A 24,879-nucleotide genomic window follows, 5' to 3' on the forward strand; every position below is an offset into this window, starting at 1 on the left:
TGAACCGCCGCTTACCAGTGCTCCCCACTGGCATTTGCTTTTCCAGTTATGTCCACTTTCACAATGACATGGATTAAGCCTTACGCCATTTTTGCTATTCAGCCACTTTTTTTGGAAAATGAAGCACAAATCGATACTCTGGCCGCATAGCATCTGTACATGCGAAGTGGCGCAGGTATACTCAGAACCCTTGTTTTAGCTTATTAGCCCGGTCTGGAGTCGTTACCCCTCATGCAAGAAATTATGCAGTTTGCAAGCAATCACCCCATCCTGAGTCTGGCATGGGTCGTTTTACTCGTTCTGGTGATTGTGACTACCGTTAAAGGAATGTTCTCTAAGGTAAAAACGATCAGTCGCGGTGAAGCAACCCGCCTGATTAACAAAGAGGACGCGGTAGTTGTAGACGTGCGTTCGCGCGACGATTTCCGCAGAGGCCATATTTCAGGTGCGCTGAATGTCGCAGCCGCTGAGATTAAAAAAGGCAACATCGACGAACTGGCAAAGCATAAAGCGCAGCCCATAATTGTGGTGTGTGCAACCGGACAAAGCGCGGGTGATTCTGCTGCGCATCTCAGCGCGGCCGGCTTTGAGCGGGTTTCAGTGCTGAAAGATGGTATCAGTGGCTGGAGCGGCGAAAATCTGCCGTTAGTTCGCGGCAAATAATCTTACAGAGGTGCTGATCATGGCAAATGTTGAAGTGTATACCAAGGCGACCTGTCCTTACTGCCATCGGGCGAAGGCGCTGTTAACGCAAAAAGGCGTATCGTTTCAGGAGATCCCCATTGATGGAGACATGGCGAAACGCGAAGAGATGATCAAGCGTAGCGGCCGCACCACCGTGCCTCAGATTTTTATTGATGCGCAGCACATTGGTGGCTGCGACGACTTATTCGCACTCGATAATCGCGAAGGTTTAGATCCCTTACTGCAGGCGTAATTTTACGCCGGACAATCTCATACATAGGATTTGGTCACATGTCAGAACATAACACCAACGAAATGCAATTCCAGATTCAGCGCGTATTCACCAAAGACATCTCTTTTGAAGCGCCAAATGCACCACAGGTTTTCCAGAAAGAGTGGGAACCGGACGTTAAACTGGATCTGGACACTGCATCTTCTCAGCTGGCTGACGAAGTTTACGAAGTGGTACTTCGTGTGACTGTAACCGCCACCGTGGGCGAAGAAACCGCTTTCCTGTGTGAAGTTCAGCAGGCCGGTATTTTCACCATCAGCGGTATCGAAGGAACGCAGATGGCACATTGCCTGGGCGCATACTGCCCGAACATCCTGTTCCCGTACGCACGCGAATGCATTACCAGCCTGGTATCACGTGGTACCTTCCCGCAGCTGAACCTGGCACCGGTTAACTTTGATGCGCTGTTCATGAACTACCTGCAGCAGCAGCAAGGTGAAGAAGGTGCTGAACCACATCAGGATGCCTGATGACAACTCACGCTTCGATTAGCGTCATCGGTGCCGGTTCATACGGCACCGCTTTGGCGATTACGCTGGCCCGTAACGGCCATCCGGTGCTGTTGTGGGGACATAACCCGGCGCATCTGGCGCAACTTCAGAGTGACCGCTGCAACACCGCTTTCCTGCCTGATGTCCCGTTCCCCGACCATCTTTCTCTTGAACCTGATCTGACTAAAGCTATTGCTGCCAGCCGCGATTTATTGATCGTGGTGCCGAGTCATGTGTTTGGCGAGGTGCTGCAGCAGATCAAGCCTCATCTGCGGTCAGACTCGCGTATTGTCTGGGCGACCAAAGGGCTGGAAAAAGAGACCGGCCGTCTGCTGCAGGATGTGGCGCGGGAAATTGTCGGCGATGACATTCCGCTGGCTGTGATCTCCGGACCGACCTTTGCGAAAGAGCTGGCAGCCGGATTACCGACGGCTATCGCGCTGGCCGCAACGGATGCGCAGTTTGCTGAGGATCTGCAGCAGAAGCTGCACTGCGGTAAGAGCTTCCGCGTTTATAACAACCCTGACTTCATCGGCGTACAGCTGGGCGGCGCGGTAAAAAACGTGATTGCTATCGGTGCCGGGATCTCTGACGGGATTGGTTTTGGCGCGAATGCACGTACCGCACTGATCACCCGTGGTCTGGCTGAAATGAGCCGGCTGGGCGCCGCGCTGGGTGCCGATCCCACCACCTTTATGGGGATGGCGGGTCTGGGCGATCTGGTGCTGACCTGTACCGATAATCAGTCGCGTAACCGTCGTTTTGGCATGATGCTGGGCCAGGGCGAGGATGTAGATAGCGCGCAACGCATTATCGGACAAGTTGTAGAAGGTTACAGAAACACCAAAGAAGTCAAAGCATTGGCAGCCCGTTTTGGTGTGGAAATGCCGATCACCGAGCAGATTTATCAGGTGCTGTATTGCGAAAAGCCGGCGAGAGATGCAGCATTGAGTCTGCTGGGACGAACAAGGAAGGACGAAAACAGCACTGGCTAACGCAGGACGCGTAGCATCATCACCTGCAGCGCCCATTCAGGCGCTTTTTTTATCGGGAGAAAACAGCAATGTCGTCTGATGAGTTAGAACTGGTCTGGAATAATATCAAAGCAGAAGCGCGCGCCCTGGCTGATTGTGAGCCGATGCTGGCCAGCTTCTTCCACGCGACATTGCTCAAGCATGAAAATCTCGGTAGTGCACTGAGTTATATGCTGGCCAACAAGCTGGCTAACCCGATTATGCCCGCCATCGCCATTCGTGAAATCGTTGAAGAAGCCTACCGTGAAGATCCGTCGATGATTATGTCAGCGGCGTACGATATTCAGGCGGTGCGCCAGCGTGACCCGGCAGTCGATAAATACTCCACGCCGCTGCTCTACCTCAAAGGTTTTCACGCCTTACAGGCCTACCGCATTGGCCACTGGCTGTGGAATGAAGGCCGGCGCGCGCTGGCGGTTTATCTGCAGAATGAAATCTCTGTCTCCTTTGCCGTCGATATTCATCCCGCCGCCAACATCGGCCACGGCATCATGCTCGACCATGCCACAGGCATTGTGATTGGTGAAACCGCCGTGGTTGAGAATGATGTCTCGATCCTGCAATCGGTTACGCTGGGCGGAACCGGCAAAACCAGCGGCGATCGTCACCCGAAAATCCGTGAAGGGGTGATGATTGGTGCCGGTGCGAAAGTCCTGGGCAATATTGAAGTTGGCAAGGGAGCCAAAATAGGTGCCGGTTCCGTGGTGTTACAGCCCGTGCCGCCGCACACCACTGCAGCAGGCGTACCCGCGCGAATCGTTGGTAAGCCAGGCAGTGAAAAGCCGTCGATGGATATGGATCAGCACTTTAATGGCAGCCTGGCGGGTTTTCAGTTTGGCGACGGCATCTAGTCTTTAATCAGCGCGCCCGCGAAATCAAGCTGGCGCCAGGCTTCATAGACCACCACCGATACGGCGTTCGACAAATTCATACTGCGGCTTTCCGCTTTCATCGGGATACGGATTTTCTGCTGAGCCGGTAACGCCGCTAAGATCTCAGCCGGAAGTCCACGGCTCTCCGGGCCAAACAGCAGATAATCGCCAGCCTGGTACGCTACGGCACTGTGTGCGGGCGTACCTTTGGTCGTCAGCGCAAACAGACGCTCAGGCGACTCTGAGGCGATAAACGCCTGATAGTCGGCGTGGAATTTAATGGCAGTGAATTCGTGGTAATCCAGCCCGGCGCGGCGTAAACGCTTGTCATCCCAGGCAAAACCAAGCGGCTGAATCAGATGAAGCTGAAAGCCAGTATTGGCACACAGGCGGATGATATTGCCGGTATTCGGCGGAATTTCTGGTTCAAACAAGACAATGTTAAGCATAAGGCCCCCGATGACAGGGGCCGAAGCATAACAAATTATTGACGAGCGGAGGAGTAGAGCGGCAACCAGAGGGTCAGACGCAGGCCGCCCAATGGGCTGTCATCCGCTTTAACCCAGCCGCGATGTTGCTGCACTGCCGTTTCAACAATCGCCAGGCCAAGACCGGTGCCGCCTGATTCGCGATCGCGTGCTTCATCGGTACGGTAGAAAGGCCGGAAAATCTGTTCACGATCTTCCGGACTCACGCCTGGACCATCGTCATCAACGTGTACCGTGATGCCGGAAATATCGACGGAGAAGCTGACGCTGATATGGGTGTGGGAATAGCGCAGCGCATTGCGTACGATATTTTCCAGCGCACTCTCCAGCGCATGGGGGTTACCATAAAGCGGCCACGGGCCAGGCGGATAGGGGATATCCATCTTCTTGCCCATCTGCTCCGCTTCGAAGCGGGCATCTTCCAGCACCCCATTCCACAACTGATTCGCCTTCATCGCTTCGCTGACCAGCGCATTTTTATGCTGGGTGCGCGACAGCACCAGCAGATCGTTAATCATGCCATCCAGGCGCTGTGCTTCCATCTCAATGCGGCCCAGCTCTTTGCCTTCACCCTGGCGCCGACGCAGCAGCGCGGTAGCCAGTTGCAAGCGGGTGAGCGGGGTACGAAGCTCATGGCTGATATCCGACAACAGACGTTGCTGACCGGTCATCATCCGCTCCAGCGCACTGACCATCTGGTTAAAGCTGGAACCCGCCGCCAGAAACTCCTGTGGGCCCGATTCCAGTTCCGGATGCTGACGCAGGTTTCCGCTTGCGACTTCGTCGGCAGCATATTTCAGCTTACGTGCCGGACGTGCCAGGCTCCAGGCCAGCCAGAGCAGCAGCGGGGAGCTGATGAGCATGGTGACGATAAGTAGTAACAGGGGACGGTCAAACAGCAGATTCACGAAATCGAGCTGGGAACTGTTGGCGGGACGAATCATGTAAAGCTGGTAGTTATCTTCGCCATCCCGAACGGCGAAAGGCCCTACCAGCTCTACACGACCATATTTCTTCTTCTGCGGATGATCGGCATTGTCAGACTGGCCGATAAAATTGCGGATAACCTGCATTTCGTTATGTTGCGCGCCAATCACCCGACCTTCACTCGTCACTAACAGCAGCCGCTGACCCGGCGGTGCCCACTTTTCCACTGCCCGAAACAGACGACGCCACCACATCAGATCGTTAGGGGGATCCTGTGACAGCTCTGCTTCGACGTGTTGCTCAATCATGATGCCCTGCCGCTGTTCACTCTCCAGCAGCGAGGTCATCTGTCGTGAATCGAGCTTGGGCACCATTAGCACCAGCATCAACACCAGCGCCAGCGTCAACCAGAAGATGGCGAAGATACGGGTGGTCAGACTTCCAATCATGATGCCGAAACCATCAGATAGCCGCGGCCACGTAAGGTTTTGAACCAGGGATGGCCGTCACGGCGTTCAGGCAGCTTGCGACGCAGATTGGAGATATGCATATCAATAGCGCGGTCAAAAGGCGTCAGGCGTTTGCCCAGCACTTCCTGACTCAGGTGCTCACGCGACACCACCTGGCCCAGATGCTGCGCCAGCAGATAGAGCAGGGTGAACTCCGTGCCGGTCAAATCCAGCGTGACATCATCAAAACTGGCCTCCTGACGGCCGGGATTGAGACGCAGGCAGTCCACTTCCAGCGTAGGCGAGCTATTGTCGTGTTGCTGCTGCTGTTCACTCCAGTTTGAGCGCCGCAGAATAGCGCGGATACGCGCCACCAGTTCACGATCGTTAAACGGCTTAGGCAGATAGTCATCTGCGCCCAGTTCGAGGCCCAGTACGCGATCCAGCTCGCTGCCGCGCGCCGTTAGCATGATGACGGGGGTTTGATGTTGCTGACGCAGTTCTTTCAGGGTGTCGATACCGTTTTTCTTCGGCATCATGACATCCAGTAAAAGCAGATCAATTGAGTTATCGAGCAGGTTCAGCGCTTGTTCACCATCGCTGGCTACCACCACTTCAAACCCTTCCATTTCTAACAGTTCTTTTAAAAGCGAAGTTAATTCGCGATCGTCATCTACCAACAGGATTTTATTCATTTTTGTAGCCCTCCGCAGGCAAAATACCGTGTTCCTGGCGCACCTATCCATCGCTTTACGTAGTTTTACACCCCCTGACGGATGTTTGCAGCTGTCGCCGTACACTGGCTCTCGTTGAATCGCAAAACGGAACGAACTGGAGTACACGATGCGCAAATTAACCGCCGTCGTCCTTGCCTCAGCGATGGCTCTGAGTGTCGCCAGCGCAGGTGCTAAAGATGCGACGACGATTGACGAGATGCATCATGGCGGATTGCCGACAGGCAGTATGACGCAAAATCCGCAAAGCCACATGTTCGATGGCATCGAACTGACTGAAGAGCAACGTCAGCAGATGCGAGACCTGATGCAACAGGCCCGACATGAGCGCCCGGTCGTCCATATTGACGATATCGCAGCACTACATGAGTTAGTGACTGCAGACCAGTTTAACGAAGCGGCCATCCGCGAGAAGGCGGAAGTGATCGCCAGAGTTCAGGTTGAACAGCAGGTCGAGATGGCGCGCGTACAGAATCAAATGTTCCAGCTGCTAACGCCAGCCCAGCAGTCGGCGTTACAGCAGAATTACCAGCGGCGACTTAATGAGCTGCGACAGTTTTCGAATTTGCAGTCAGCGTCATCGCTGCAGGCAGTGAGTAGTACCAGCAGTAACCAGTAACATAGTATCCCTGTTTTCCTTGCCATAGACACATCCCTGTCTTCCCCCGCCATGATGGTGGGGGTTTTTTTTATCTTTTTTTCACTTTTATTATTTTGACTGGAATCATCACCCCGCAATAAAACCCCTGTTTGATTATCGCTTGTTGAGCTTTTATGGGTAAGTCTCACCGATTCCTTACTATTCAGGTCATGACTTAAATTTAAGCGTACCGGTAAGGGTTTTACCGCCTGTTAAATATTATAACTCACTGAAAGTGAATGAATTACAGGCAGGCATAGAAAGATTTAATTATATTTTTCAATGAGATAAATCCCCCGCGTTACGCTTGCCGGTTCAGGCGCACCCTCTACACTTAATCCTGTCACTGCAGGGAAGTTAAGTGTCTTTGCGAAGTCTCAGGGAGCAGCAACCACATTATGTAGTCCTGAATGAATCTATTAACGGAGTAAGTTATGGCAGAGCATCGTGGTGGTTCAGGTAATTTCGCAGATAATCCGCAAAAAGCGTCTGAAGCCGGTAAGAAAGGCGGCCAGAGTAGCGGCGGCGGAAATTTCAAAAACGATCGTGAAAAAGCATCAGAAGCCGGGAAAAAAGGCGGCAAAAAGTAGTCGCCGCCCCTTTCTCAGCCCAGACCTGGGCCTGAATGTGGCCTGGTACTGATGTGTATGACACTTTGCCCCGACCTCCCACAGAGGCCGGGGCTTGTTTTTTTGTACCTGTCGCGCCTTCCCAAAAAAGCCTGATCCGCTGATCGACCCGCTAAGCAGTGCCCGCCTCCCGATGTTAAACTTGAGCCATTCATTCATTTTGGTGCGCATCTTCACTGATGCCGCACAGGGAACCTGGCATGCAACCCTCTTATGGCCGACTGGTAAAGCGTGCTGCGCTCGGCGCGACCATTCTTGCGTCTGTGCTGTTGCTCGTGAAAATTTTTGCCTGGTGGTACACCGGTTCGGTGAGTTTACTGGCCTCTCTGGTGGATTCACTGGTGGATATCGCCGCCTCGCTGACCAATCTGCTGGTGGTGCGTTATGCACTGCAGCCCGCTGACGAAGATCATACTTTCGGGCACGGCAAAGCGGAGTCGCTGGCAGCGCTGGCGCAAAGTATGTTTATTTCCGGGTCGGCGCTGTTTCTGTTTCTGACCGGCCTGCAGCATCTGGCGACGCCCAATGAGTTGCGGGCGCCCGGCGTCGGTATTGTAGTGACCGTGGTGGCGCTGAGCTCAACGCTGGTGCTGGTGGCCTTTCAGCGCTGGGTGGTTCGTAAAACCCGCAGCCAGGCGATCCGGGCTGACATGCTGCACTATCAGTCCGACGTCATCATGAATGGCGCTATTTTGGTTGCGCTGGTGCTGAGCAGCTATGGCTTTGCCCGGGCGGATGCCCTGTTTGCGCTGGGCATTGGTATTTTTATTCTCTACAGCGCACTGCGTATGGGCTACGAGGCGGTTCAGTCATTGCTGGATCGCGCGTTACCGGAAGAGGAACGGCAGCAAATCCTGACGCTTGCGACAAACTGGCCGCAGGTGCAGGGCGTTCACGATCTGCGAACCCGTCAGTCCGGGCCGACCAAATTTATTCAGCTGCATCTGGAACTGGAAGATCAGCTGCCACTGGTGCAGGCGCATCGGGTAGCCGATCAGGTTGAGAAGGCGTTACGCAAAGAATTTCCCGGCTCAGACGTAATTATCCATCAGGATCCCTGTTCTGTGGTACCGTTCGAGAGAGAGGATTCTTTAGGTTTTTAACTTAAATGAATCAAATCGATACGGCAGGGATGACGTAACGCTAACATTGCTGCAAAAAATAGTGAAAAGTTGTCTGACCTGAATCAATTCAGCAGCAAGCCTTTGATATACTATCTGCCATCACGTGTCGCGCGAGTCGTAAAATGAGCTTCAGCAGCGATCGACAGGCAGGATTAACCCTTAGTTTTGAACAATCCAGAGGTTGTCATGATCAAAAAAATTGGTGTATTAACCAGCGGCGGTGACGCCCCAGGCATGAACGCAGCTATTCGTGGCGTGGTGCGTTCCGCGCTGAGTGAAGGACTGGAAGTTTTTGGGATCTATGACGGTTACCTGGGATTGTACGAAGATCGCATGATCAATCTTGATCGCTACAGCGTTTCCGACATGATTAACCGCGGCGGCACTTTCCTGGGCTCAGCACGCTTCCCTGAATTCCGTAATGAAGATGTGCGTCAGGTTGCCATTGAGAACATGAAAAAGCGCGGCATTGATGCGCTGGTTGTTATTGGTGGTGACGGTTCCTACATGGGGGCTAAGCGCCTGACTGAAATGGGCTTCCCGTGCATTGGTCTGCCAGGCACCATCGATAACGACGTTGCCGGAACGGATTACACTATCGGTTATTTCACTGCGCTGGAAACTGTGGTTGAAGCGATTGACCGCCTGCGTGATACCTCTTCATCGCATCAGCGTATTTCGATTGTGGAAGTGATGGGTCGCTACTGTGGCGATCTGACACTGGCGGCCGCCATTGCGGGTGGCTGTGAGTTCATCGTGCTGCCTGAGTTCCCGTATACTCGTGAAGAGCTGGTAGCGGAAATCAAAGCGGGCATCGCCAAAGGTAAAAAGCACGCTATCGTGGCGATTACCGAGCACATCTGCGATATCGACGATCTGGCGCGTTTCATCGAAACAGAAACCAAGCGTGAAACCCGTTCTACCGTTCTGGGCCACATTCAGCGTGGCGGTGCACCTTGTGCGTATGACCGTATTCTGGCCTCACGCATGGGGGCCTACTCCATTGAACTGCTGATGCAGGGTTACGGCGGCCGTTGCGTCGGTATTCAGAACGAGAAGATGGTGCATCACGACATCGTCGACGCCATTGAAAATATGAAGCGTCCGTTCAAACGCGACTGGCTCGACACCGCGAAAAAACTCTATTAATTCCTCTGCGGGGTGTGCGACCTGGCGCGCCCCGGCATCCCGCCTCTATATTCCCCATGGTTATAACAGCTTATTTTTAATTCTTTTAGCTCTGTATTGGTTTATGTCACGCTTAGCCCATAACGACATTGGGAGAGTGCGTAATGAACAAGTGGAGTATCGGCGTTACCCTGTTGCTGGCCTCAACCAGCGTTCTGGCGAAAGACATTCAGCTGTTAAACGTTTCCTACGATCCAACGCGTGAGCTGTACGAACAGTACAATAAAGCGTTCAGTGCGCACTACAAACAGGAAACCGGCGATAATGTCGTGGTCCGTCAGTCGCATGGCGGTTCCGGTAAGCAGGCGACCTCCGTGATTAACGGCATTCGGGCGGATGTGGTCACACTGGCGTTGCAATCGGATGTTGATGCCATTGCAGAACGCGGTCGTATTGATAAAAACTGGATTCAGCGTCTGCCGGACAACTCTGCGCCCTACACCTCGACCATTGTCTTCCTGGTTCGTAAAGATAACCCTAAAGGCATCCATGACTGGAGCGACCTGACGAAGCCAGGCGTATCTGTTATCACCCCTAACCCGAAAACGTCCGGCGGCGCACGCTGGAACTATCTGGCGGCCTGGGGCTGGGCGCTGGATCATAACAACGGCGATCAGGCTAAAGCGCTGGCTTACGTCAGAGCGCTGTTTAAAAACGTTGAAGTGCAGGATTCCGGCGCACGCGGCGCAACCAACACCTTCGTTGAGCGCGGGATTGGTGATGTGCTGATCGCCTGGGAAAACGAAGCCTATCTGGCGGTTAACAAGCTGGGCAAAGACAAGTTCGAGATTGTCACTCCGAGCGAATCGATTCTGGCGGAACCGACCGTGTCGGTGGTCGATAAAGTGGTAGATGAAAAGGGGACGCGTAAAGTCGCCGACGCTTATCTGAAATACCTCTACTCGCCAGAAGGCCAGACTATCGCTGCACAGAACTACTACCGTCCGCGTGATGCTGAAGTCGCGAAGAAATTCGCCAGCACCTTTGCGCCAGTGAAGCTGTTTACCATTCAGGACAAGTTTGGTGGCTGGACACAGGCTCAGAAAGCCCACTTCGCCGATGGCGGCAGCTATGACCAGGTCATGAAACCGTAATGCGTTGCGGTCAGCGCATTCCTGCGCTGACCGCTTATCCCCCACAACCACGCCTTTTCTCCTTCTCCGCCCAGCCGCTGGGTTATCTGCCAGAATTCCCCGTGACATTTTTTTCTCGCCAGGCGAGGATGCAGGCTGCTAAGCCATTCAGGAAGCGTTGTTATGCCGACACATCGTCGTGCAACCCGCCTGGTTGCGGTTCTGCTGGTACTGGTCATTGCGGGGATGCTGGCTGCCGCACTGCATTTCAAAAAGAACAGTGATGCGCTGTGGCAGATCGTCAGCGAGAAATGTCTGCCTCACCAGCAGAGTGGTGGAGAACCTGCGCCCTGTCAGCGCGTCGATCAGCGGCATCGCTATGCCATGCTGAAAGATATGCACGGGCCGTTGCAGTATCTGCTGATCCCGCTCGACAGGATCACCGGCATCGAAAGCCCGCGGTTACTGCAATCCGCTACGCCCAACTACTTTGCCCTTGCATGGGATGAGCGGACTCTGCTTGCGCAGCGACGCGGCTCACCTATTGATGATCGGGTCCTGTCACTGGCTATCAATTCACAATATGGCCGCACGCAGAATCAGCTCCATATTCATATCTCCTGCCTGCGACCCGATGTGCGTCAGCAGCTTGATCAGCTGACGCCGCAGCTTAGCGGGCGGTGGCAGAGCATCACGCTGCGTAAGCACCGCTACTGGCTGCGTGCATTGACCCCGGACGAGCTGACCCGGCAGAGTGCGTTTATCCGACTGGCCGATGAGCGGCCAGAGGCGCGCAGTGAGATGGGGAAATATGGGCTGGCACTGGCTGAATTAAGTGATGGACGACTGGTGCTGATGGCGATAGAGCGAAACTGGCTGCTGCTGAACAGCGGTTCGGCGGAGGAGGTACAGGATCACGCCTGTCAGCTGATAGCGCCCATAAAAAAGGCGGCTTAAGCCGCCTTTAATCGGTACGTTTACTGCTTAGGCGCTTTTTGCAGCCGCAGCAGCTTTAACGATCACAGCGAAAGCGTCCGCTTTCAGTGAGGCACCGCCAACCAGCGCGCCATCGATGTCAGGCTGGGTGAAGAGCTCAGCCGCATTTTTATCGTTAACTGAGCCGCCGTACTGGATGATGACCTGTTCTGCGATAGCCGCATCTTTCTTCGCGATATGGTCACGAATGAATTTGTGAACGGCCTGAGCCTGAGCAGGGGTGGCAGATTTGCCGGTACCGATGGCCCAGACTGGCTCATACGCGATGACCGCATCTTTAAACGCTTCGGCGCCCTGAGTTTCCAGAACGGCATCCAGCTGACGAGCGCAGACTTCTTCGGTTTTACCCGCTTCGTTTTCCGCTTCGGTTTCACCAATGCACAGCACCGGTACCAGGCCCACTGACTTCAGCACCGCGTATTTCTTCGCGATGAATTCGTCGCTCTCTTTGTGGTAAGTGCGGCGCTCTGAGTGACCGATAATGATATATTTCGCGCCGATATCTTTCAGCATCTCTGCGGAAACTTCACCGGTAAACGCACCAGACAGGTTAACGTCTACGTTCTGCGCACCCAGTGCGATGTGGCTACCGGAGATGGCGTGTTTTGCCTGCTCGAGATAGAGAGCTGGCGGTGCAATGGCGACGCCACAACCCTCAACGCCAGACAGTTCCTTGCGCAGACCGGCGATCAGTTCAGCTGTGATCTGCTTGCTGCCATTCAACTTCCAGTTACCCATAACCAGTGGATGTCGCATTCTATCCTCCGCATAAAGCGATACATGAAAAATCGCTGCCAGCTGGCAGCGTTGTCTGCCAGACAGTATAGAGATCAAATGTAGCGATGGCTTTGCTTTTCGTCATTTTCGGCCTCATCATCAGGGGCTGGCGAGCGCCAGTTTGACCGGCTCAACGGCGAAGGTCAGCCCCTTGTCGCCGTTGTCAGCCACCACAAAACGCAACGCGCCCTCGACCTGCGCAAAGTAGGGTAAATCCTTACCTTGCTTCAGCAAACCCTCCAGCTTTTTACGTCCCTCATCGGCGCTCAGTCCCGGTACAAAGAAGCGCAACATGGCGGTCATGTAGGCCAGCGCTTTTTGCTGTGAGGCGTTCTGATCCGGACCTGGCAACGGTAGCCAGGTAATCTGCAGCGTCTTAATTTTGCCGGTACCGGGCTCCAGCGCGGTAGACGCATAGAGGGTCTCGTTGATTTTGCTGGCGGCGCGCGTCAGGGTGCTTTTGTCGCCCCGATTATCAATGGCGCGATATTCCGGCAGCATCAGCGCCCCGTTGGCCTGATTATACTTTTCGCGGAACTGGCCGATAGTCATATCAAAGGTGGGAGCGCCCGCCAGCAGATAGGGGGCGGTGGGCAACGCATCGGCCCGATCCTGCGGTGGCGGATCGGCGGCAAAGACCGGAACCGTCAGCGCAAACGATAACAGCAGTGCGCCAGGCAAATTCTTCATTTTGTCGATCCTAACCCGTAAACTCAGGCGCAAATTAAAACGGTTTTTATCCGCGAGGTCAAAACCGCAGCGGTTCTCTTCTCTCTGGATGATAATGCATGACGTTACAACAATGGTGTTTTTCCTGGCGCGGCCGGCTGGGACGACGTGATTTCTGGATCTGGCAGGCGGTCTGGTTGCTGACAACAACCCTGTTATTCGCGTTAGCGGCTAACGACTGGCTTGATACTCAGATGGCGGCCTTTGGCGTGGTCTGCCTGCTGTGGCCCGCCAGCGCGGTTATCGTTAAACGGTTGCACGATCGTAATCGCCGTGGCTACTGGGGATTTCTGGTGATTGTTGCCTGGCTGCTGGTGGCAGGGAACTGGAGCATGCTGGACGGCATACTGCCCTGGCTGTTGGGTCGCGCCATTCCGTTTGTGTTACTGGCTGGCCTGCTGCTCGATCTCGGTCTCTTTCGCGGTACCCCCGGCGCTAACCGGTTTGGTACCGCGACTCAGCCGGTGAGATACCGGCAAACGGCTCACCAGTAATGTTCACTGGTGATATGGCCCGGCTTACGCTTCAGGTGCTTGCGCATCTCGCGCGTCTCTTTCAGTAATTGCTGGGTATCACGCACCATCTGCGGGTTGCCGCACAGCATCACATGGCTGCTGTCGGCATCCAGGCTTAACCCGGTGGCGCGCTCCAGCTCACCGTTTTCGATCAACGCCGGGACCCGGCCAGTCAGCGAACCGGCGATCTCTTCGCGACTCACCACCGTCTGGATGTGCAGCTTGCCTTGATAATGTTGTTGCAGCTGCTGCATCAGCGGCAAAAAGCTCAGGTCGGCCGCATAGCGTGCAGCATGGACCAGCACGATGTTTTCAAAGCGATCCAGCCCTTCGCCCTGCTGTAGCATCGACAGGTAGGGGCCAATAGCGGTGCCGGTTGCCAGCATCCATAAGGTTTTGCATTCAGGGACTTCATCCAGCACAAAGAATCCTGCCGCTTCTTTGGTGACCATCACCTGATCGCCAGGCTGAAGTGCCTGCAGATGCGGACTCAGTTTGCCCTCTGGCACGGTGACCAGGTAGAACTCCAGCAGATCATCTTTCGGCGCATTGACGTAAGAGTAAGCGCGCTGTACCCGCTCACCGTCGATTTCCAGTGCCAGCTTGGCAAATTGCCCGGCGATAAAGGGATCGATGGGCGCTTTTACCCGGAGACTGAACAGCGCATCCGTCCAGTTTTTCACTTCCTTTACTTCAGCATTGACCCACTCAGCCATAATCACTCCCTGGTTGTTGATTATTCAGGCAGGTCACTATTTTCGCGGCTGCCCGGTGAGATTGCCAGCCTGCGCCGGGGCAAAGGCTCTAATCGACAAACTGTTACTTTGTCTTTACAGGCTGGCCCATAAACTTGACAGGCGCAAGCCGGGACCTTTTCGCTTACCTCTCGCTTTGTCATCTAATCCTGATATTTTGCCCGCCATAACAAGATGACTGGCGGGTGAACCGCTGTTTTAACCTCCTTTCACAGAAAGAAATTTTGCATAATCATGATGACTAAACTCGAAAATCGCCCGCTGCTGGTGATGCTCATTGTGCTGGTGGCAGTAGGGCAGATGGCACAGACTATCTACGTCCCGGCGATGTCGGTGATGGCGGATGCTCTGAATGTGCGGGATGGCGCGCTGCAGCGTGTGATGGCGGCCTATCTGATGACCTATGGCGGATCCCAGCTGATCTATGGCCCGCTGTCAGACAGCATCGGTCGTCGTCCGGTGATCCTGGCGGGCATGATGATCTTTATGATCGGCGCAATTACGGCACTGATGGCGACGTCGCTCGATATGCTGGTGTTCGGCAGCGCTGTTCAGGGACTGGGCACCGGCGTAGCTGGCGTGATGGCCCGCACCATGCCGCGCGATCTCTACGAGGGGCACGCACTGCGGCGCGCTAACAGCCTGCTTAATATGGGCATTCTGGTCAGCCCGCTGCTGGCGCCAGTAATTGGTGCACTGCTGACTCAGCTCTTTGGCTGGCACGCCTGCTTTGCCTTTCTGCTGCTGCTCTGTCTGGCGGTAACCGTCTCAATGGCACGCTGGCTACCGGAGACCCGACCGCAGAGCGCGGAAGTGACACCTTTCTTTAAACGCTACGCCCGCCTGCTCAGTGACGCGAATTTCGTTCGCTACATTGTGCTGCTGATTGGCGCGCTGGCCGGGATTGCGGTATTTGAGTCGAGCTGTGGCGTTCTGCTGGGCGGCGTGCTCGGCCTGCATAGCCTGACCGTCAGCATCCTGTTCATCCTGCCGATTCCGGCAGCGTTTTTTGGTGCCTGGTTTGCCGGTCGCGAGCAGGGTTCATGGCACAGTCTGATGTGGTGGGGCGTAAATAGCTGCCTGCTGGCGGGCATCCTGATGTGGATCCCGGCATGGTTCGGCGTGATGAATATCTGGACGCTGCTGGTTCCGGCTGCGCTGTTCTTCTTTGGGGCTGGCATGCTGTTCCCGCTGGCGACTTCAGGCGCGATGGAGCCTTATGCCTGGCTGGCGGGTAGCGCGGGCGCGCTGATTGGCGGGATGCAGAACCTGGGATCGGGCCTGGTGGCGTGGCTGTCAGCCATGATGCCGCAGCGCGATCAGTTCAGCCTTGGCATGCTGATGTTCTTCACGGCGCTGGTGATGCTGCTCTGCTGGTTGCCGCTCTCACGTCAGCCGGAGCGCGGCAACCAGCCGGTTACAGGATAAAGGGATGAAGCGCCGGATCTTTACGGTCGAGATAGTGAATCGACTGAATACGGCGGATGGTGCGTGATTTACCGCGAATCAGCAGGGTCTCGCTGGTGGCGATATTGCCCTGACGCGTAATGCCTTTCAGTAGTTCGCCACTGGTAATGCCGGTGGCGGCAAACACCACGTTGTCATTGCGTGCCATCTCATTCAGCATCAGCTTTTTGCCCGCTTCAATCCCCATCTCTGCGCAGCGCTGCAGCTCCTGCTCACCCAGCAGACGGTTTTCAGCGCTGTCGCCTTTCACGTGGTGACGCGCCAGTAACCGGCCCTGCATATCCCCATCCAGCGCGCGGATCACCGCCGCAGAGACCACGCCTTCCGGTGCGCCGCCGATGCCATACATCACATCCACTTCGCTGTCCGGCATGCAGGTCAGAATGGAGGCGGCGACATCGCCATCCGGGAAGGTAAACACCCGCACGCCCAGTTGCTGCAACTGACTGATCACTGCGTCATGACGCGGCTTTGCCAGAATCGACACGGTTAGCTGCGACAGCGGCTTATTCATCGCGATGGCGATGTTACGCAGGTTGGTTTCCAGCGGCAGGTCGAGATCGATCTCTCCACGCGCAGCGGGGCCAACAATCAGCTTCTCCATGTACATGTCGGGTGCGTGCAGAAAGCTGCCCTTATCGCCTACAGCCATCACCGCCAGCGCATTAGCCTGGCCAAGCGCCGTCATGCGGGTGCCTTCAATCGGATCGACCGCAATGTCGACCGCATCGCCGCGACCGGTACCGACTTTTTCACCGATATAGAGCATCGGAGCTTCGTCGATTTCGCCTTCACCGATCACAATCTGACCGTCGATTTCAATGGAGTTCAGGACATGACGCATGGCATGGACAGCCGCGCCGTCAGCCGCATTTTTGTCGCCGCGTCCTAACCAGTGATAGCCTGCCAGGGCGGCAGCTTCGGTTACGCGGGAAAATTCAATGGCAAGTTCTCGTTTCATGGCATCTACCTGACAAAAAACAGGCGGGCAGTGTAACACAGCGGGGCAGTGGAGCGGGGAAAAGGCCCGCGACAGCAAGGGTCGCGGGCATTGATATTACTCTTGTTCTTCCCACGCCTGGGCGCGGGCTACGGCTTTTTTCCAGCCAGCATAACGGAAGTTACGCTCGGTGGTTTCCAGGCTTGGACGGAATTCACGCTCAATAACTGCTTTAGAGCGGACTTCATCCAGATCCTGCCAGAAGCCGACAGCCAGACCTGCCAGATAAGCAGAACCCAGCGCGGTGACTTCACGCACTTCCGGACGCTCAACACGGGTGCCGAGGATGTCCGACTGGAACTGCATCAGGAAGTTGTTGGAAACCGCGCCACCATCGACACGCAGCGCCTGCAGGCGGGTGTTGGCATCGTTCTGCATCGCTTCCAGCACGTCGCGCGTCTGATAAGCGATTGACTCCAGCGTCGCACGGATGATGTGGTTAGCATTAGCACCACGGGTCAGGCCGAAGATAGCACCACGGGCATACGGGTCCCAGTAAGGAGCGCCCAGGCCGGTGAAAGCAGGCACCATGTAAACGCCGTTGGTGTCTTTCACTTTCATCGCGAAGTATTCAGAGTCAGCAGCTTCACTGATCAGCTTCATCTCATCGCGCAGCCACTGAATAGAGGCGCCACCGATAAACACAGCCCCTTCCAGTGCATAGTTCACTTCACCGCGCGGGCCACAGGCGATAGTGGTCAGCAGGCCGTGCGTTGAGGTTACCGCTTCAGTACCGGTGTTCATCAGCATAAAGCAGCCGGTGCCGTAGGTGTTTTTCGCCATGCCAGGCTGAACACAGAGCTGGCCATACAGCGCAGCCTGCTGGTCACCGGCAATACCAGCGATTGGAATACGTGTACCGCCTTTACCACCGATGTTGGTCTGACCATAGACTTCAGAAGAGGACTTCACTTCTGGCAGCATTTCACGCGGGATATCCAGGATATCCAGCATACGCTGATCCCACTCCAGCTTATGGATGTTAAACATCATGGTACGGGAGGCGTTGGTATAGTCGGTGATATGCACGCGGCCCTGGGTCATTTTCCAGACCAGCCAGGTATCGACGGTACCAAACAGCAGCTCGCCACGTTTTGCACGCTCACGAGAGCCTTCAACGTGATCCAGAATCCACTTCACTTTGGTTCCGGAGAAGTAGGGGTTAATCACCAGACCGGTGGTGTGCTGGATATACTCTTCCAGACCCTCTTTCTTCAGTTTGTGACAGTAGTCGGCGGTGCGGGGATCCTGCCAGACGATGGCGTTATAGATCGGCTTGCCGGTCTCTTTTTCCCAGACGATAGCGGTTTCGCGCTGGTTGGTGATACCGATTGCCGCAATCTCATCAGAGCGGATGTCGGCATGGGCCAGCACTTCAACCAGCGTTGAGCTTTGTGAAGCCCAGATATCCATTGGATCATGTTCAACCCAGCCCGCTTTCGGGTAGATCTGGGTGAATTCGCGCTGCGATACCGCGACGATATTAGAGTCGTGGTCGAGAACGACGGCGCGGGAGCTGGTTGTGCCCTGATCGAGCGCGACAATATATTTTTTATCTGTGGTAGTCATAAATTCTGTCCTGATGATAAAAGGTGAAACTTACGCTTTACGCTGCTGAGCGCGTGCAACCGGTTTGTCTGCTGGAACGCTTGCAGGTTCCTGGGCGGTACCTGGCAGGTAGCGACCAATCAGTGTGCGATAACCTACTGCACCCAGGCAGGCACCGACCAGCGGGCCAAAAATCGGCACGAGGAAGTAAGGGATCTCACGACCACCGGTAAAGGCAACGTTACCCCAGCCTGCCAGCCATGCGAAGATCTTCGGTCCGAAATCACGAGCCGGGTTAAGGGCGAAGCCGGTCAGAGGACCCATGGAGCCACCGATAACCGCAACCAGCAGGCCAATCAGCAGTGGAGCCAGTGGGCCTCGTGGAATGCCGTTGCCGTCATCCGTCAGACCCATAATGACCGCCATTAATACTGCAGTGATGACCATCTCAACCAGGAAGGCCTGGCCGACACCGATATGTGGATTAGGGTAGGTTGAGAAGATGCCTGCCAGGTCGAGACTTTCAACCGTGCCGCGCACCATCTGGTGGCTCTGCTCATAATCAAAAAACAGGCTGTAGTAGAGACCGTATACCAGCGCCGCGGCACAAAAGGCACCGGCAATCTGCGATACGATATAAGGCAGAACTTTACGTCCTTCAAAATTAGCAAACAGGCAGAGTGCAACGGTAATTGCCGGGTTCAGGTGCGCGCCCGAAATGCCTGCGGTGAGGTAGGCGGCCATGGAAACGCCAAGACCCCAGATGATGCAGATCTCCCACTGACCGAAGGCGGCACCGGCGAGTTTCAGTGCAGCCACACAGCCTGCGCCAAAGAAAATAATCAAGCCTGTCCCCAGAAATTCGGCAATACACTGACCTTTGAGCGTGTTAGTTGTCTGACTCATAATAGTGGTTCCTGAAGCGAGGTTAAATTTTATCAGTTTTTGTTCTCATTCCATGAGGCACCCAGCTTTAATGTAGGGCTGGTGTGAATTTATCGTTAACGAACATAAACGAGAAATAGCGAAATCGTTTTTTGTGTACTGCGTCATAAAAATGCGCGTTTTCGCGTATTCTGGCTTTCTTTAGCCAATATTCGCGCCTGAGGACGGGGATAACGCACCCGTACCAGAAAGCCGTCACAGTAAGCGCAGCGTAAATTCAGGGATTGGCTGAAAAGTGTTACAGACTACGCCCGCAGCGGCCGCGTTGCTGGACTTGCGGGGTGAGGCTACATACAATCGGGACAACGTTGCTGGCTTAAGCTGGCATCATCAACGCCTTGCAGGAATTTAGGAGAGGTCAGAAAGATGTCATTTGAAGTGTTTGAGAAACTGGAAGCGAAAGTACAGCAGGCGATTGATACCATCACCCTGTTGCAGATGGAAATCGAAGAGCTGAAAGAGCAGAACAACTCACTGCGTAACGATGCGCAACAAGTCGCGGGCAACCACGATGCGCTGATGCGTGAAAATCAGCACCTGAAAGAAGAGCAACACGTGTGGCAGGAACGTCTGCGTGCATTGCTGGGAAAAATGGAAGAGGTTTGAAGCCTCAGCTGATGTGAAAAACGGGTGCTCAGGCACCCGTTTTCATGTCTGGCCTATTCGAGGTCCAGCGCATCCTCTGACAGAATGATACCGGTGTTGTCGGCATAGAGATGGTCGCCGGAGAAGAAGGTGACGCCGCCGAAATTAACGCGCACATCGCTTTCGCCAATTCCTTCACCCGCAGCGCCTGCCGGAATCGCGGCAATCGCCTGAATGCCAATCTCCAGCTCTTCCAGCTCATCAACCTGGCGTACCGAACCGTAAATCACCAGACCTTCCCACTCGTTGGTTGACGCCAGACGTGCCAGCTGCGCATCCACCAGTGCACGGCGCACTGAGCCGCCGCCATCAATCACCAGTACCCGACCCCGGCCATTCTCTTCCAGCAGATCGTAGAGTAAGCCGTTGTCTTCAAAGCATTTCACTGTGGTAATCTGACCACCGAATGAAGTGCGCCCACCAAAATTTGAAAAAAGCGGTTCAACAACATTCACTTCTTCATGGTAGATATCGCAGAGTTCAGATGTATCGTATTTCATAAGGGTTTCGTCTGTTTGCCACAGGAAGGGTAAGTATATCGCTATATGCAGATTGTTGGCAAAATCATCAGTATGAAAAAAGCATCGTTCGATCAAGAACATGCATAAAAAAGCCCAGCCGGGTGGGCTGGGCTTCTGAAAAGCGCTGAATCAGTGGATCAGAGAATGAAGCGGCTAAGGTCTTCGTCAGCCACCAGTTCATCCAGATGTTTACCGACATAGTCAGCATCGATGGTAACGGATTCACCATGACGATCGCTGGCGTCATACGAAATATCTTCCATCAGACGCTCCAGCACAGTATGCAGACGGCGCGCACCGATGTTTTCGGTGGTTTCGTTGACCTGCCATGCGGCTTCAGCGATCCGGCGAATACCCTCTTCGGTAAACTCAATGTTCACGCCCTCGGTATTCATCAGGGCTTTGTACTGCACGGTAATCGAGGCATTCGGCTCGGTCAGGATGCGCTGGAAATCGTTCACGGTCAGCGCCTGCAGCTCAACACGGATGGGCAGACGACCCTGCAGTTCCGGGATCAGATCGGATGGGCTGGCAACCTGGAACGCGCCTGAGGCGATAAACAGAATGTGGTCTGTTTTCACCATACCATGCTTGGTGGAGACGGTGCAGCCTTCCACCAGCGGCAGCAGGTCGCGCTGAACGCCTTCGCGTGAGACATCCGGGCCGCCGGCATTCTGGCCGCCGCGCTTACAGATTTTGTCGATCTCATCGATAAACACGATACCGTGCTGCTCAACGGCATCAATGGCGTCCTGCTTAAGCTCTTCCGGGTTAACCAGTTTGGCCGCTTCTTCTTCGATCAGCAGCTTCATCGCTTCTTTGATCTTCAGCTTGCGGGCTTTCTGCTTCTGGCCGCCGAGGTTCTGGAACATCGACTGCAGCTGGCTGGTCATCTCTTCCATGCCCGGAGGGGCCATGATTTCGACGCCAGGGCTGCTGGCGGCCAGGTCGATCTCAATCTCTTTATCGTCCAGCTGGCCTTCGCGCAGCTTCTTGCGGAACGACTGGCGTGCTGCAGAGGGTTCAGCGCTCTGCTCTGACTGGCCCCAGTTGTTTTTTGCTGGTGGAATCAGCACATCAAGAATGCGCTCTTCCGCCATCTCTTCGGCACGATATTTGTTCTTTTCAATCGCCTGACTGCGCACCATCTTAATGGCCGAATCGGTCAGGTCACGAATGATAGAGTCCACTTCCTTACCGACATAACCGACTTCGGTAAATTTGGTCGCCTCTACTTTGATAAACGGCGCATTGGCCAGCTTAGCCAGACGACGCGCGATCTCGGTTTTACCGACACCGGTCGGACCGATCATCAGGATATTTTTAGGGGTCACTTCATGGCGCAGCTCTTCGTCGAGCTGCATGCGGCGCCAGCGGTTACGCAGTGCAATAGCCACGGCGCGCTTAGCGCTGTCCTGGCCGATGATAAAGCGGTTCAGTTCGCTGACGATTTCGCGAGGAGTCATCTCAGACATATTTATACCCTTACGACTTAGACGTTAATTCTTCGAAATTAACGTTGTGGTTAGTGTAGATGCAGATATCACCCGCGATATTCAGCGACTTTTCGACGATGTCGCGTGCGCCCATCTCGGTATTCTCCAGCAGCGCACGTGCCGCTGCCTGGGCGAAAGGCCCACCGGAGCCGATGGCGATCAGATCGTTTTCAGGCTGGATGACGTCACCGTTACCGCTGATGATCAGTGAAGCTGATTCATCTGCGACGGCCAGTAAGGCTTCAAGGCGACGCAGCATACGGTCAGTACGCCAGTCTTTAGCCAGTTCCACAGCAGCTTTCACCAGATGGCCCTGATGCATTTCCAGTTTACGTTCGAAAAGTTCAAACAGGGTGAAGGCGTCTGCGGTGCCGCCAGCAAATCCGGCAATCACTTTATCGTTGTATAAACGACGCACTTTTTTAACGTTGCCTTTCATCACGGTATTGCCGAGCGTAGCCTGGCCATCACCGCCAATCACTACCTGGCCGTTGCGTCGTACACTTACTATTGTTGTCACGGGCAGACCCCTTGTTGCAGTCGGAAAAGGACTCCGCGCACCGGGCGCGGAGTATCATGCAACAGATATGGGGCGGGTTTGACGGGTTTCAACCCCCGACGGAGAGCGGAATACAGCTGGAGTGTCCGGAACTGCGCAGGCGCTTCAGGGTGCTGTCAGCGGAGGCGCGGTCTTTATAAGGACCGATAACCACACGATTCCAGCCGCCACCGGTGGTAATACGGCTTTCAAATCCTTCAAAGGCTAAGCCAGCGCGCACCGATTCAGCCTGGTCAGTGCCTTTAAACGAACCACACTGCACCATCCAGCGCTGCGAAGAGGCTTTCTCCGCCGGTTTCGCCTTCGCGGTCTCCTGCGGTTTTGGCTGCACTTCCGGTTCACGCGTAACAGGTGCTGGCTGCGTCTGGCGCTGTACGTTTTGCTGCTGCTGCTGCTGCTGCTGCTGCTGCTGACGTTGCTGTTGTTGTAATTGCTGCTGTTGCTGGCGCTGTTGTTGTTGCTGCAACTGCTGCTGGCGTTGCTGTTGCTGCTGAGCCTGCAACTGCTGACGTTGCTGCTGAACCTGTTGCTGCTGCTGTTGTTGCTGAACCTGCTGCTGCTGACGTTGCAGTTGTTGCAACTGCTGCTGATGCTGCAGTGTCTGCTGACGTTGCGCCGGCGTCTGTTCGTTCCACGGCACTTCGTTGAGCTGCGTCGGCTGCTGACGCATATCCGCCTGCATCTGCTCCAGCAACTGGCGCTGCCCGTCGGTCAGCTGTGTCTGCGACTTCACTTCGCCACCCGAAGAGGGTTCGATAGGTGTCGGCACAGTGACCTGACGGTTCTCCAGCTCTTTAATATATTTCCAGCGCTCTTCTGGCTTCGGCGGCAGGCCATTGCCGTTGGCTTTATGATCCGTAATGACCGGCACGTCCTCTTTTTTGTGATGCGCCAGGAACCATAAACCACCGGCAAAGGTCACCAACACTGCGACCGCCAGTACAATCATCAATTTAGATGTTCCCGAACCGCCTTTGCTCTTCTTGCCACGGCTGGGGCTTTTTTTGCGACGCGTCCCTGTTGAACGCCCGCGGCCTACGTAATCTTTTTGTGCCACTCTCGTTCTTATACCCTTCAAAAATAGTGCCAGATGGGCGAAATGATGATTTTTACGCGCCCGGCAAGGAGTCCGCCATGTTACTTAAGGGTCGGAACTTTGACCAGCAGTGTTCGCCTTAAGAATCTACTGAAAAAATCAGACAAATACGCTTATTTTTCACGCTTTTTTGCTCGCGCCGTGCTGCCACGAATGGTTAAACCGGCATCCAGCAGCCGCGATCCGCTGATGACTCGTTTGCCATTTAACTCATCCAGCAGCAGAAGCATCGCTTCCCGGCCTATCTGGTAACGTGGCTGCGTGACCGTGGTCAGCGGCGGCTCGCAGTAACGTGATAGCTCAATGTCATCGAATCCGACCACAGAGAGGTCCTCCGGTATCCGCAGTCCGCAGCGCCGGGCCTGATTCATCGCCCCAAGTGCCATAATATCGCTGTGGCAGAAGAGCGCACGCGGCGGTTGCGGCAGGGTCATCAGCTGATTCATAGCGGCAACGCCCGCTTCAAATGTGAAGTCACCGCGCACAATATAGGTGGGATCGACCGTCAGCCCGCTGCGACGCATCGCCTGGACATACCCCTGCAAACGATACTGGCAGAGCGGCATCTCTTCCGGCCCGGCGATACAGGCGATATGTGTGTGACCCAACTGCAGTAAATGATTTACCGCTTCAAATGCGGCGGTCAGGTTATCGATGTGGACAGTGGGCAGTGACATTTCCGGCGCAAACTCATTCGCCATTACCATAGGCGGCAAGTTGCGTTGCTCATCAATGCTGGCATCAAAAGGCAACTTTGAGCCGAGCAGCACCATGCCATCGATCTGTCGCGTCACCATCAGGTTAAGAAAAGTTCTCTCCTGCTGATTCTGATGCGCGCAGTCACCAATCAGCACCAGATAGCCCTCTTCGGCTGCCGTAACTTCAACGCCTCGGATGATTTCACTAAAGAAGGGATCGCAGATGTCAGGGACAATGACCAGGATGGTACGCGTCTCATTACGACGGGCGTTGCGCGTGGGGCCATGTGCCGCGTAGCCGACGGCGGCAACCGCCTGCTCGACTTTCTGGCGAGTGGCCGCAGAAACCTTCTCCGGATTCATCAGCGCACGCGATACGGTGGCGGTTGAGACGCCCGCATGTTCCGCAACATCTTTCATCGTGGCGGCGGGCGGTTGTTGATTCTGCTCCAACACATGCTCCTGACGCGTTATGGCGCGTTCAATTCTGTTTCTGCCTGACCTGAA

Annotated in this window: 28 protein-coding genes; 14 read left to right on the plus strand and 14 right to left on the minus strand. The window is 54.9% G+C overall.

Going from position 1 to position 24,879, the window contains the following annotated elements; genetic code table 11:
• Nucleotides 1-231 precede the first annotated feature (231 nt).
• From NR201_RS19190 to cysE, 5 genes are all read left to right on the plus strand, one after another.
• Complete coding sequence (locus tag NR201_RS19190) at nucleotides 232-663, plus strand: rhodanese-like domain-containing protein (RefSeq protein ID WP_010258234.1); 432 nt, start codon at nucleotides 232-234, stop codon at nucleotides 661-663.
• 19 nt (nucleotides 664-682) lie between these two features.
• Nucleotides 683-937 carry a glutaredoxin 3 gene (gene grxC / locus NR201_RS19195; RefSeq protein WP_010258231.1) on the plus strand — a complete coding sequence of 85 codons (255 nt, stop codon included), beginning with the start codon at nucleotides 683-685 and terminating at the stop codon, nucleotides 935-937.
• 38 nt (nucleotides 938-975) lie between these two features.
• On the plus strand, nucleotides 976-1,446 hold the full coding sequence (gene secB, locus NR201_RS19200) for a protein-export chaperone SecB (RefSeq protein ID WP_010258229.1): 471 nt from the start codon (nucleotides 976-978) through the stop codon (nucleotides 1,444-1,446).
• Nucleotides 1,446-2,462, plus strand: a complete 1,017-nt coding sequence (gpsA, locus tag NR201_RS19205; protein WP_010258227.1) for an NAD(P)H-dependent glycerol-3-phosphate dehydrogenase — start codon at nucleotides 1,446-1,448, stop codon at nucleotides 2,460-2,462. The genes secB and gpsA overlap by 1 nt, the downstream gene beginning before the upstream one ends.
• A 68-nt stretch (nucleotides 2,463-2,530) precedes the next feature.
• The gene (gene cysE / locus NR201_RS19210) at nucleotides 2,531-3,352 is read left to right on the plus strand and encodes a serine O-acetyltransferase (RefSeq protein WP_010258225.1); all 822 of its coding nucleotides are present in this window, start codon (nucleotides 2,531-2,533) and stop codon (nucleotides 3,350-3,352) included.
• Here the strand turns inward: cysE and trmL are convergent.
• The 3 genes from trmL to cpxR are packed head-to-tail and all read right to left on the minus strand — an operon-like array spanning nucleotide 3,349 to nucleotide 5,932.
• Entirely contained in the window at nucleotides 3,349-3,822 is a 474-nt protein-coding gene (gene trmL, locus NR201_RS19215) for a tRNA (uridine(34)/cytosine(34)/5-carboxymethylaminomethyluridine(34)-2'-O)-methyltransferase TrmL (RefSeq protein WP_010672079.1), read from the minus strand. The two genes, cysE and trmL, sit on opposite strands and share 4 nt — an antisense overlap.
• Before the next feature lie 35 nt (nucleotides 3,823-3,857).
• The gene (cpxA, locus tag NR201_RS19220; protein ID WP_010258221.1) at nucleotides 3,858-5,237 is read right to left on the minus strand and encodes an envelope stress sensor histidine kinase CpxA; all 1,380 of its coding nucleotides are present in this window, start codon (nucleotides 5,235-5,237) and stop codon (nucleotides 3,858-3,860) included.
• The gene (cpxR, locus tag NR201_RS19225) at nucleotides 5,234-5,932 is read right to left on the minus strand and encodes an envelope stress response regulator transcription factor CpxR (RefSeq protein ID WP_009088062.1); all 699 of its coding nucleotides are present in this window, start codon (nucleotides 5,930-5,932) and stop codon (nucleotides 5,234-5,236) included. Before cpxR ends, cpxA begins: the two co-directional genes overlap by 4 nt.
• A gap of 148 nt (nucleotides 5,933-6,080) precedes the next feature.
• Between cpxR and cpxP the strand changes: the two genes are divergently transcribed.
• From cpxP to NR201_RS19255, 6 genes are all read left to right on the plus strand, one after another.
• Nucleotides 6,081-6,590 carry a cell-envelope stress modulator CpxP gene (gene cpxP / locus NR201_RS19230; RefSeq protein WP_010258214.1) on the plus strand — a complete coding sequence of 170 codons (510 nt, stop codon included), beginning with the start codon at nucleotides 6,081-6,083 and terminating at the stop codon, nucleotides 6,588-6,590.
• 455 nt (nucleotides 6,591-7,045) lie between these two features.
• Nucleotides 7,046-7,201 carry a general stress protein gene (locus NR201_RS19235; protein WP_010258211.1) on the plus strand — a complete coding sequence of 52 codons (156 nt, stop codon included), beginning with the start codon at nucleotides 7,046-7,048 and terminating at the stop codon, nucleotides 7,199-7,201.
• Between the two features lie 239 nt (nucleotides 7,202-7,440).
• Entirely contained in the window at nucleotides 7,441-8,343 is a 903-nt protein-coding gene (gene fieF / locus NR201_RS19240; protein WP_010258208.1) for a CDF family cation-efflux transporter FieF, read from the plus strand.
• A gap of 207 nt (nucleotides 8,344-8,550) precedes the next feature.
• Nucleotides 8,551-9,513 carry a 6-phosphofructokinase gene (gene pfkA / locus NR201_RS19245; protein ID WP_003851263.1) on the plus strand — a complete coding sequence of 321 codons (963 nt, stop codon included), beginning with the start codon at nucleotides 8,551-8,553 and terminating at the stop codon, nucleotides 9,511-9,513.
• Nucleotides 9,514-9,656: 143 nt separating this feature from the next.
• The gene (locus tag NR201_RS19250; RefSeq protein ID WP_010258203.1) at nucleotides 9,657-10,646 is read left to right on the plus strand and encodes a sulfate ABC transporter substrate-binding protein; all 990 of its coding nucleotides are present in this window, start codon (nucleotides 9,657-9,659) and stop codon (nucleotides 10,644-10,646) included.
• Between the two features lie 162 nt (nucleotides 10,647-10,808).
• The gene (locus tag NR201_RS19255) at nucleotides 10,809-11,582 is read left to right on the plus strand and encodes a CDP-diacylglycerol diphosphatase (RefSeq protein WP_010672077.1); all 774 of its coding nucleotides are present in this window, start codon (nucleotides 10,809-10,811) and stop codon (nucleotides 11,580-11,582) included.
• 27 nt (nucleotides 11,583-11,609) lie between these two features.
• Here NR201_RS19255 and tpiA read toward each other — a convergent pair whose 3' ends face one another.
• Together tpiA and NR201_RS19265 are read right to left on the minus strand one after the other, a co-directional pair.
• Nucleotides 11,610-12,377, minus strand: a complete 768-nt coding sequence (tpiA, locus tag NR201_RS19260) for a triose-phosphate isomerase (protein WP_010258199.1) — start codon at nucleotides 12,375-12,377, stop codon at nucleotides 11,610-11,612.
• A gap of 120 nt (nucleotides 12,378-12,497) precedes the next feature.
• Nucleotides 12,498-13,088 carry a DUF1454 family protein gene (locus NR201_RS19265; protein ID WP_022624917.1) on the minus strand — a complete coding sequence of 197 codons (591 nt, stop codon included), beginning with the start codon at nucleotides 13,086-13,088 and terminating at the stop codon, nucleotides 12,498-12,500.
• A gap of 98 nt (nucleotides 13,089-13,186) precedes the next feature.
• Between NR201_RS19265 and NR201_RS19270 the strand changes: the two genes are divergently transcribed.
• Nucleotides 13,187-13,621, plus strand: coding sequence for a DUF805 domain-containing protein (locus tag NR201_RS19270; RefSeq protein ID WP_010258192.1), 435 nt, complete (start codon nucleotides 13,187-13,189; stop codon nucleotides 13,619-13,621).
• On the opposite strand, the gene fpr is transcribed toward NR201_RS19270, so the two are convergent.
• Nucleotides 13,612-14,358, minus strand: coding sequence for a ferredoxin--NADP(+) reductase (gene fpr, locus NR201_RS19275; protein WP_033773140.1), 747 nt, complete (start codon nucleotides 14,356-14,358; stop codon nucleotides 13,612-13,614). The two genes, NR201_RS19270 and fpr, sit on opposite strands and share 10 nt — an antisense overlap.
• 273 nt (nucleotides 14,359-14,631) lie before the next feature.
• Between fpr and emrD the strand changes: the two genes are divergently transcribed.
• Nucleotides 14,632-15,825 (plus strand): multidrug efflux MFS transporter EmrD, encoded by a 1,194-nt coding sequence (gene emrD / locus NR201_RS19280; protein WP_022624918.1) that lies wholly within the window; start codon nucleotides 14,632-14,634, stop codon nucleotides 15,823-15,825.
• On the opposite strand, the gene glpX is transcribed toward emrD, so the two are convergent.
• The 3 genes from glpX to NR201_RS19295 form a co-directional block, all read right to left on the minus strand.
• Nucleotides 15,815-16,825, minus strand: coding sequence for a class II fructose-bisphosphatase (gene glpX, locus NR201_RS19285; protein ID WP_010258186.1), 1,011 nt, complete (start codon nucleotides 16,823-16,825; stop codon nucleotides 15,815-15,817). The two genes, emrD and glpX, sit on opposite strands and share 11 nt — an antisense overlap.
• A gap of 96 nt (nucleotides 16,826-16,921) precedes the next feature.
• On the minus strand, nucleotides 16,922-18,433 hold the full coding sequence (gene glpK / locus NR201_RS19290) for a glycerol kinase GlpK (protein ID WP_010672072.1): 1,512 nt from the start codon (nucleotides 18,431-18,433) through the stop codon (nucleotides 16,922-16,924).
• A 30-nt stretch (nucleotides 18,434-18,463) separates the two neighbouring features.
• The gene (locus NR201_RS19295) at nucleotides 18,464-19,318 is read right to left on the minus strand and encodes an MIP/aquaporin family protein (RefSeq protein ID WP_256850075.1); all 855 of its coding nucleotides are present in this window, start codon (nucleotides 19,316-19,318) and stop codon (nucleotides 18,464-18,466) included.
• A 405-nt stretch (nucleotides 19,319-19,723) separates the two neighbouring features.
• On the opposite strand from NR201_RS19295, the gene zapB reads away from it, so the two are divergent.
• Nucleotides 19,724-19,963, plus strand: a complete 240-nt coding sequence (zapB, locus tag NR201_RS19300; RefSeq protein ID WP_003851242.1) for a cell division protein ZapB — start codon at nucleotides 19,724-19,726, stop codon at nucleotides 19,961-19,963.
• A 53-nt stretch (nucleotides 19,964-20,016) separates the two neighbouring features.
• On the opposite strand, the gene rraA is transcribed toward zapB, so the two are convergent.
• From rraA to cytR, 5 genes are all read right to left on the minus strand, one after another.
• Nucleotides 20,017-20,502: a ribonuclease E activity regulator RraA gene (rraA, locus tag NR201_RS19305; RefSeq protein ID WP_179257471.1), complete on the minus strand. Its 486-nt coding sequence runs from the start codon at nucleotides 20,500-20,502 to the stop codon at nucleotides 20,017-20,019.
• A gap of 158 nt (nucleotides 20,503-20,660) precedes the next feature.
• The gene (hslU, locus tag NR201_RS19310; protein WP_031591847.1) at nucleotides 20,661-21,998 is read right to left on the minus strand and encodes an HslU--HslV peptidase ATPase subunit; all 1,338 of its coding nucleotides are present in this window, start codon (nucleotides 21,996-21,998) and stop codon (nucleotides 20,661-20,663) included.
• 10 nt (nucleotides 21,999-22,008) lie between these two features.
• Nucleotides 22,009-22,539, minus strand: a complete 531-nt coding sequence (hslV, locus tag NR201_RS19315) for an ATP-dependent protease subunit HslV (protein WP_010258174.1) — start codon at nucleotides 22,537-22,539, stop codon at nucleotides 22,009-22,011.
• Nucleotides 22,540-22,627: 88 nt separating this feature from the next.
• Nucleotides 22,628-23,635, minus strand: a complete 1,008-nt coding sequence (ftsN, locus tag NR201_RS19320) for a cell division protein FtsN (RefSeq protein WP_256850076.1) — start codon at nucleotides 23,633-23,635, stop codon at nucleotides 22,628-22,630.
• Nucleotides 23,636-23,787: 152 nt separating this feature from the next.
• A complete protein-coding gene (gene cytR, locus NR201_RS19325) occupies nucleotides 23,788-24,825 on the minus strand; it encodes a DNA-binding transcriptional regulator CytR (protein ID WP_010672069.1) in 1,038 nt (345 codons plus the stop codon).
• Between the last annotated feature and the right edge of the window lie 54 nt (nucleotides 24,826-24,879).

Origin of the sequence: Pantoea sp. Fr-CA_6, assembly GCF_024520895.1 — a bacterium.
Taxonomy (GTDB): Bacteria; Pseudomonadota; Gammaproteobacteria; order Enterobacterales; family Enterobacteriaceae; genus Pantoea; species Pantoea agglomerans.

Excerpts from the sequence above, each read along its gene's own strand:
- NR201_RS19190 (WP_010258234.1), top strand. The coding sequence starts at position 232 with ATGCAAGAAATTATGCAGTTTGCAAGCAATCACCCCATCCTGAGTCTG.
- grxC (WP_010258231.1), top strand. The coding sequence starts at position 683 with ATGGCAAATGTTGAAGTGTATACCAAGGCGACCTGTCCTTACTGCCAT.
- secB (WP_010258229.1), top strand. The coding sequence starts at position 976 with ATGTCAGAACATAACACCAACGAAATGCAATTCCAGATTCAGCGCGTA.
- gpsA (WP_010258227.1), top strand. The coding sequence starts at position 1,446 with ATGACAACTCACGCTTCGATTAGCGTCATCGGTGCCGGTTCATACGGC.
- cysE (WP_010258225.1), top strand. The coding sequence starts at position 2,531 with ATGTCGTCTGATGAGTTAGAACTGGTCTGGAATAATATCAAAGCAGAA.
- trmL (WP_010672079.1), bottom strand. The coding sequence starts at position 3,822 with ATGCTTAACATTGTCTTGTTTGAACCAGAAATTCCGCCGAATACCGGC.
- cpxA (WP_010258221.1), bottom strand. The coding sequence starts at position 5,237 with ATGATTGGAAGTCTGACCACCCGTATCTTCGCCATCTTCTGGTTGACG.
- cpxR (WP_009088062.1), bottom strand. The coding sequence starts at position 5,932 with ATGAATAAAATCCTGTTGGTAGATGACGATCGCGAATTAACTTCGCTT.
- cpxP (WP_010258214.1), top strand. The coding sequence starts at position 6,081 with ATGCGCAAATTAACCGCCGTCGTCCTTGCCTCAGCGATGGCTCTGAGT.
- NR201_RS19235 (WP_010258211.1), top strand. The coding sequence starts at position 7,046 with ATGGCAGAGCATCGTGGTGGTTCAGGTAATTTCGCAGATAATCCGCAA.
- fieF (WP_010258208.1), top strand. The coding sequence starts at position 7,441 with ATGCAACCCTCTTATGGCCGACTGGTAAAGCGTGCTGCGCTCGGCGCG.
- pfkA (WP_003851263.1), top strand. The coding sequence starts at position 8,551 with ATGATCAAAAAAATTGGTGTATTAACCAGCGGCGGTGACGCCCCAGGC.
- NR201_RS19250 (WP_010258203.1), top strand. The coding sequence starts at position 9,657 with ATGAACAAGTGGAGTATCGGCGTTACCCTGTTGCTGGCCTCAACCAGC.
- NR201_RS19255 (WP_010672077.1), top strand. The coding sequence starts at position 10,809 with ATGCCGACACATCGTCGTGCAACCCGCCTGGTTGCGGTTCTGCTGGTA.
- tpiA (WP_010258199.1), bottom strand. The coding sequence starts at position 12,377 with ATGCGACATCCACTGGTTATGGGTAACTGGAAGTTGAATGGCAGCAAG.
- NR201_RS19265 (WP_022624917.1), bottom strand. The coding sequence starts at position 13,088 with ATGAAGAATTTGCCTGGCGCACTGCTGTTATCGTTTGCGCTGACGGTT.
- NR201_RS19270 (WP_010258192.1), top strand. The coding sequence starts at position 13,187 with ATGACGTTACAACAATGGTGTTTTTCCTGGCGCGGCCGGCTGGGACGA.
- fpr (WP_033773140.1), bottom strand. The coding sequence starts at position 14,358 with ATGGCTGAGTGGGTCAATGCTGAAGTAAAGGAAGTGAAAAACTGGACG.
- emrD (WP_022624918.1), top strand. The coding sequence starts at position 14,632 with ATGATGACTAAACTCGAAAATCGCCCGCTGCTGGTGATGCTCATTGTG.
- glpX (WP_010258186.1), bottom strand. The coding sequence starts at position 16,825 with ATGAAACGAGAACTTGCCATTGAATTTTCCCGCGTAACCGAAGCTGCC.
- glpK (WP_010672072.1), bottom strand. The coding sequence starts at position 18,433 with ATGACTACCACAGATAAAAAATATATTGTCGCGCTCGATCAGGGCACA.
- NR201_RS19295 (WP_256850075.1), bottom strand. The coding sequence starts at position 19,318 with ATGAGTCAGACAACTAACACGCTCAAAGGTCAGTGTATTGCCGAATTT.
- zapB (WP_003851242.1), top strand. The coding sequence starts at position 19,724 with ATGTCATTTGAAGTGTTTGAGAAACTGGAAGCGAAAGTACAGCAGGCG.
- rraA (WP_179257471.1), bottom strand. The coding sequence starts at position 20,502 with ATGAAATACGATACATCTGAACTCTGCGATATCTACCATGAAGAAGTG.
- hslU (WP_031591847.1), bottom strand. The coding sequence starts at position 21,998 with ATGTCTGAGATGACTCCTCGCGAAATCGTCAGCGAACTGAACCGCTTT.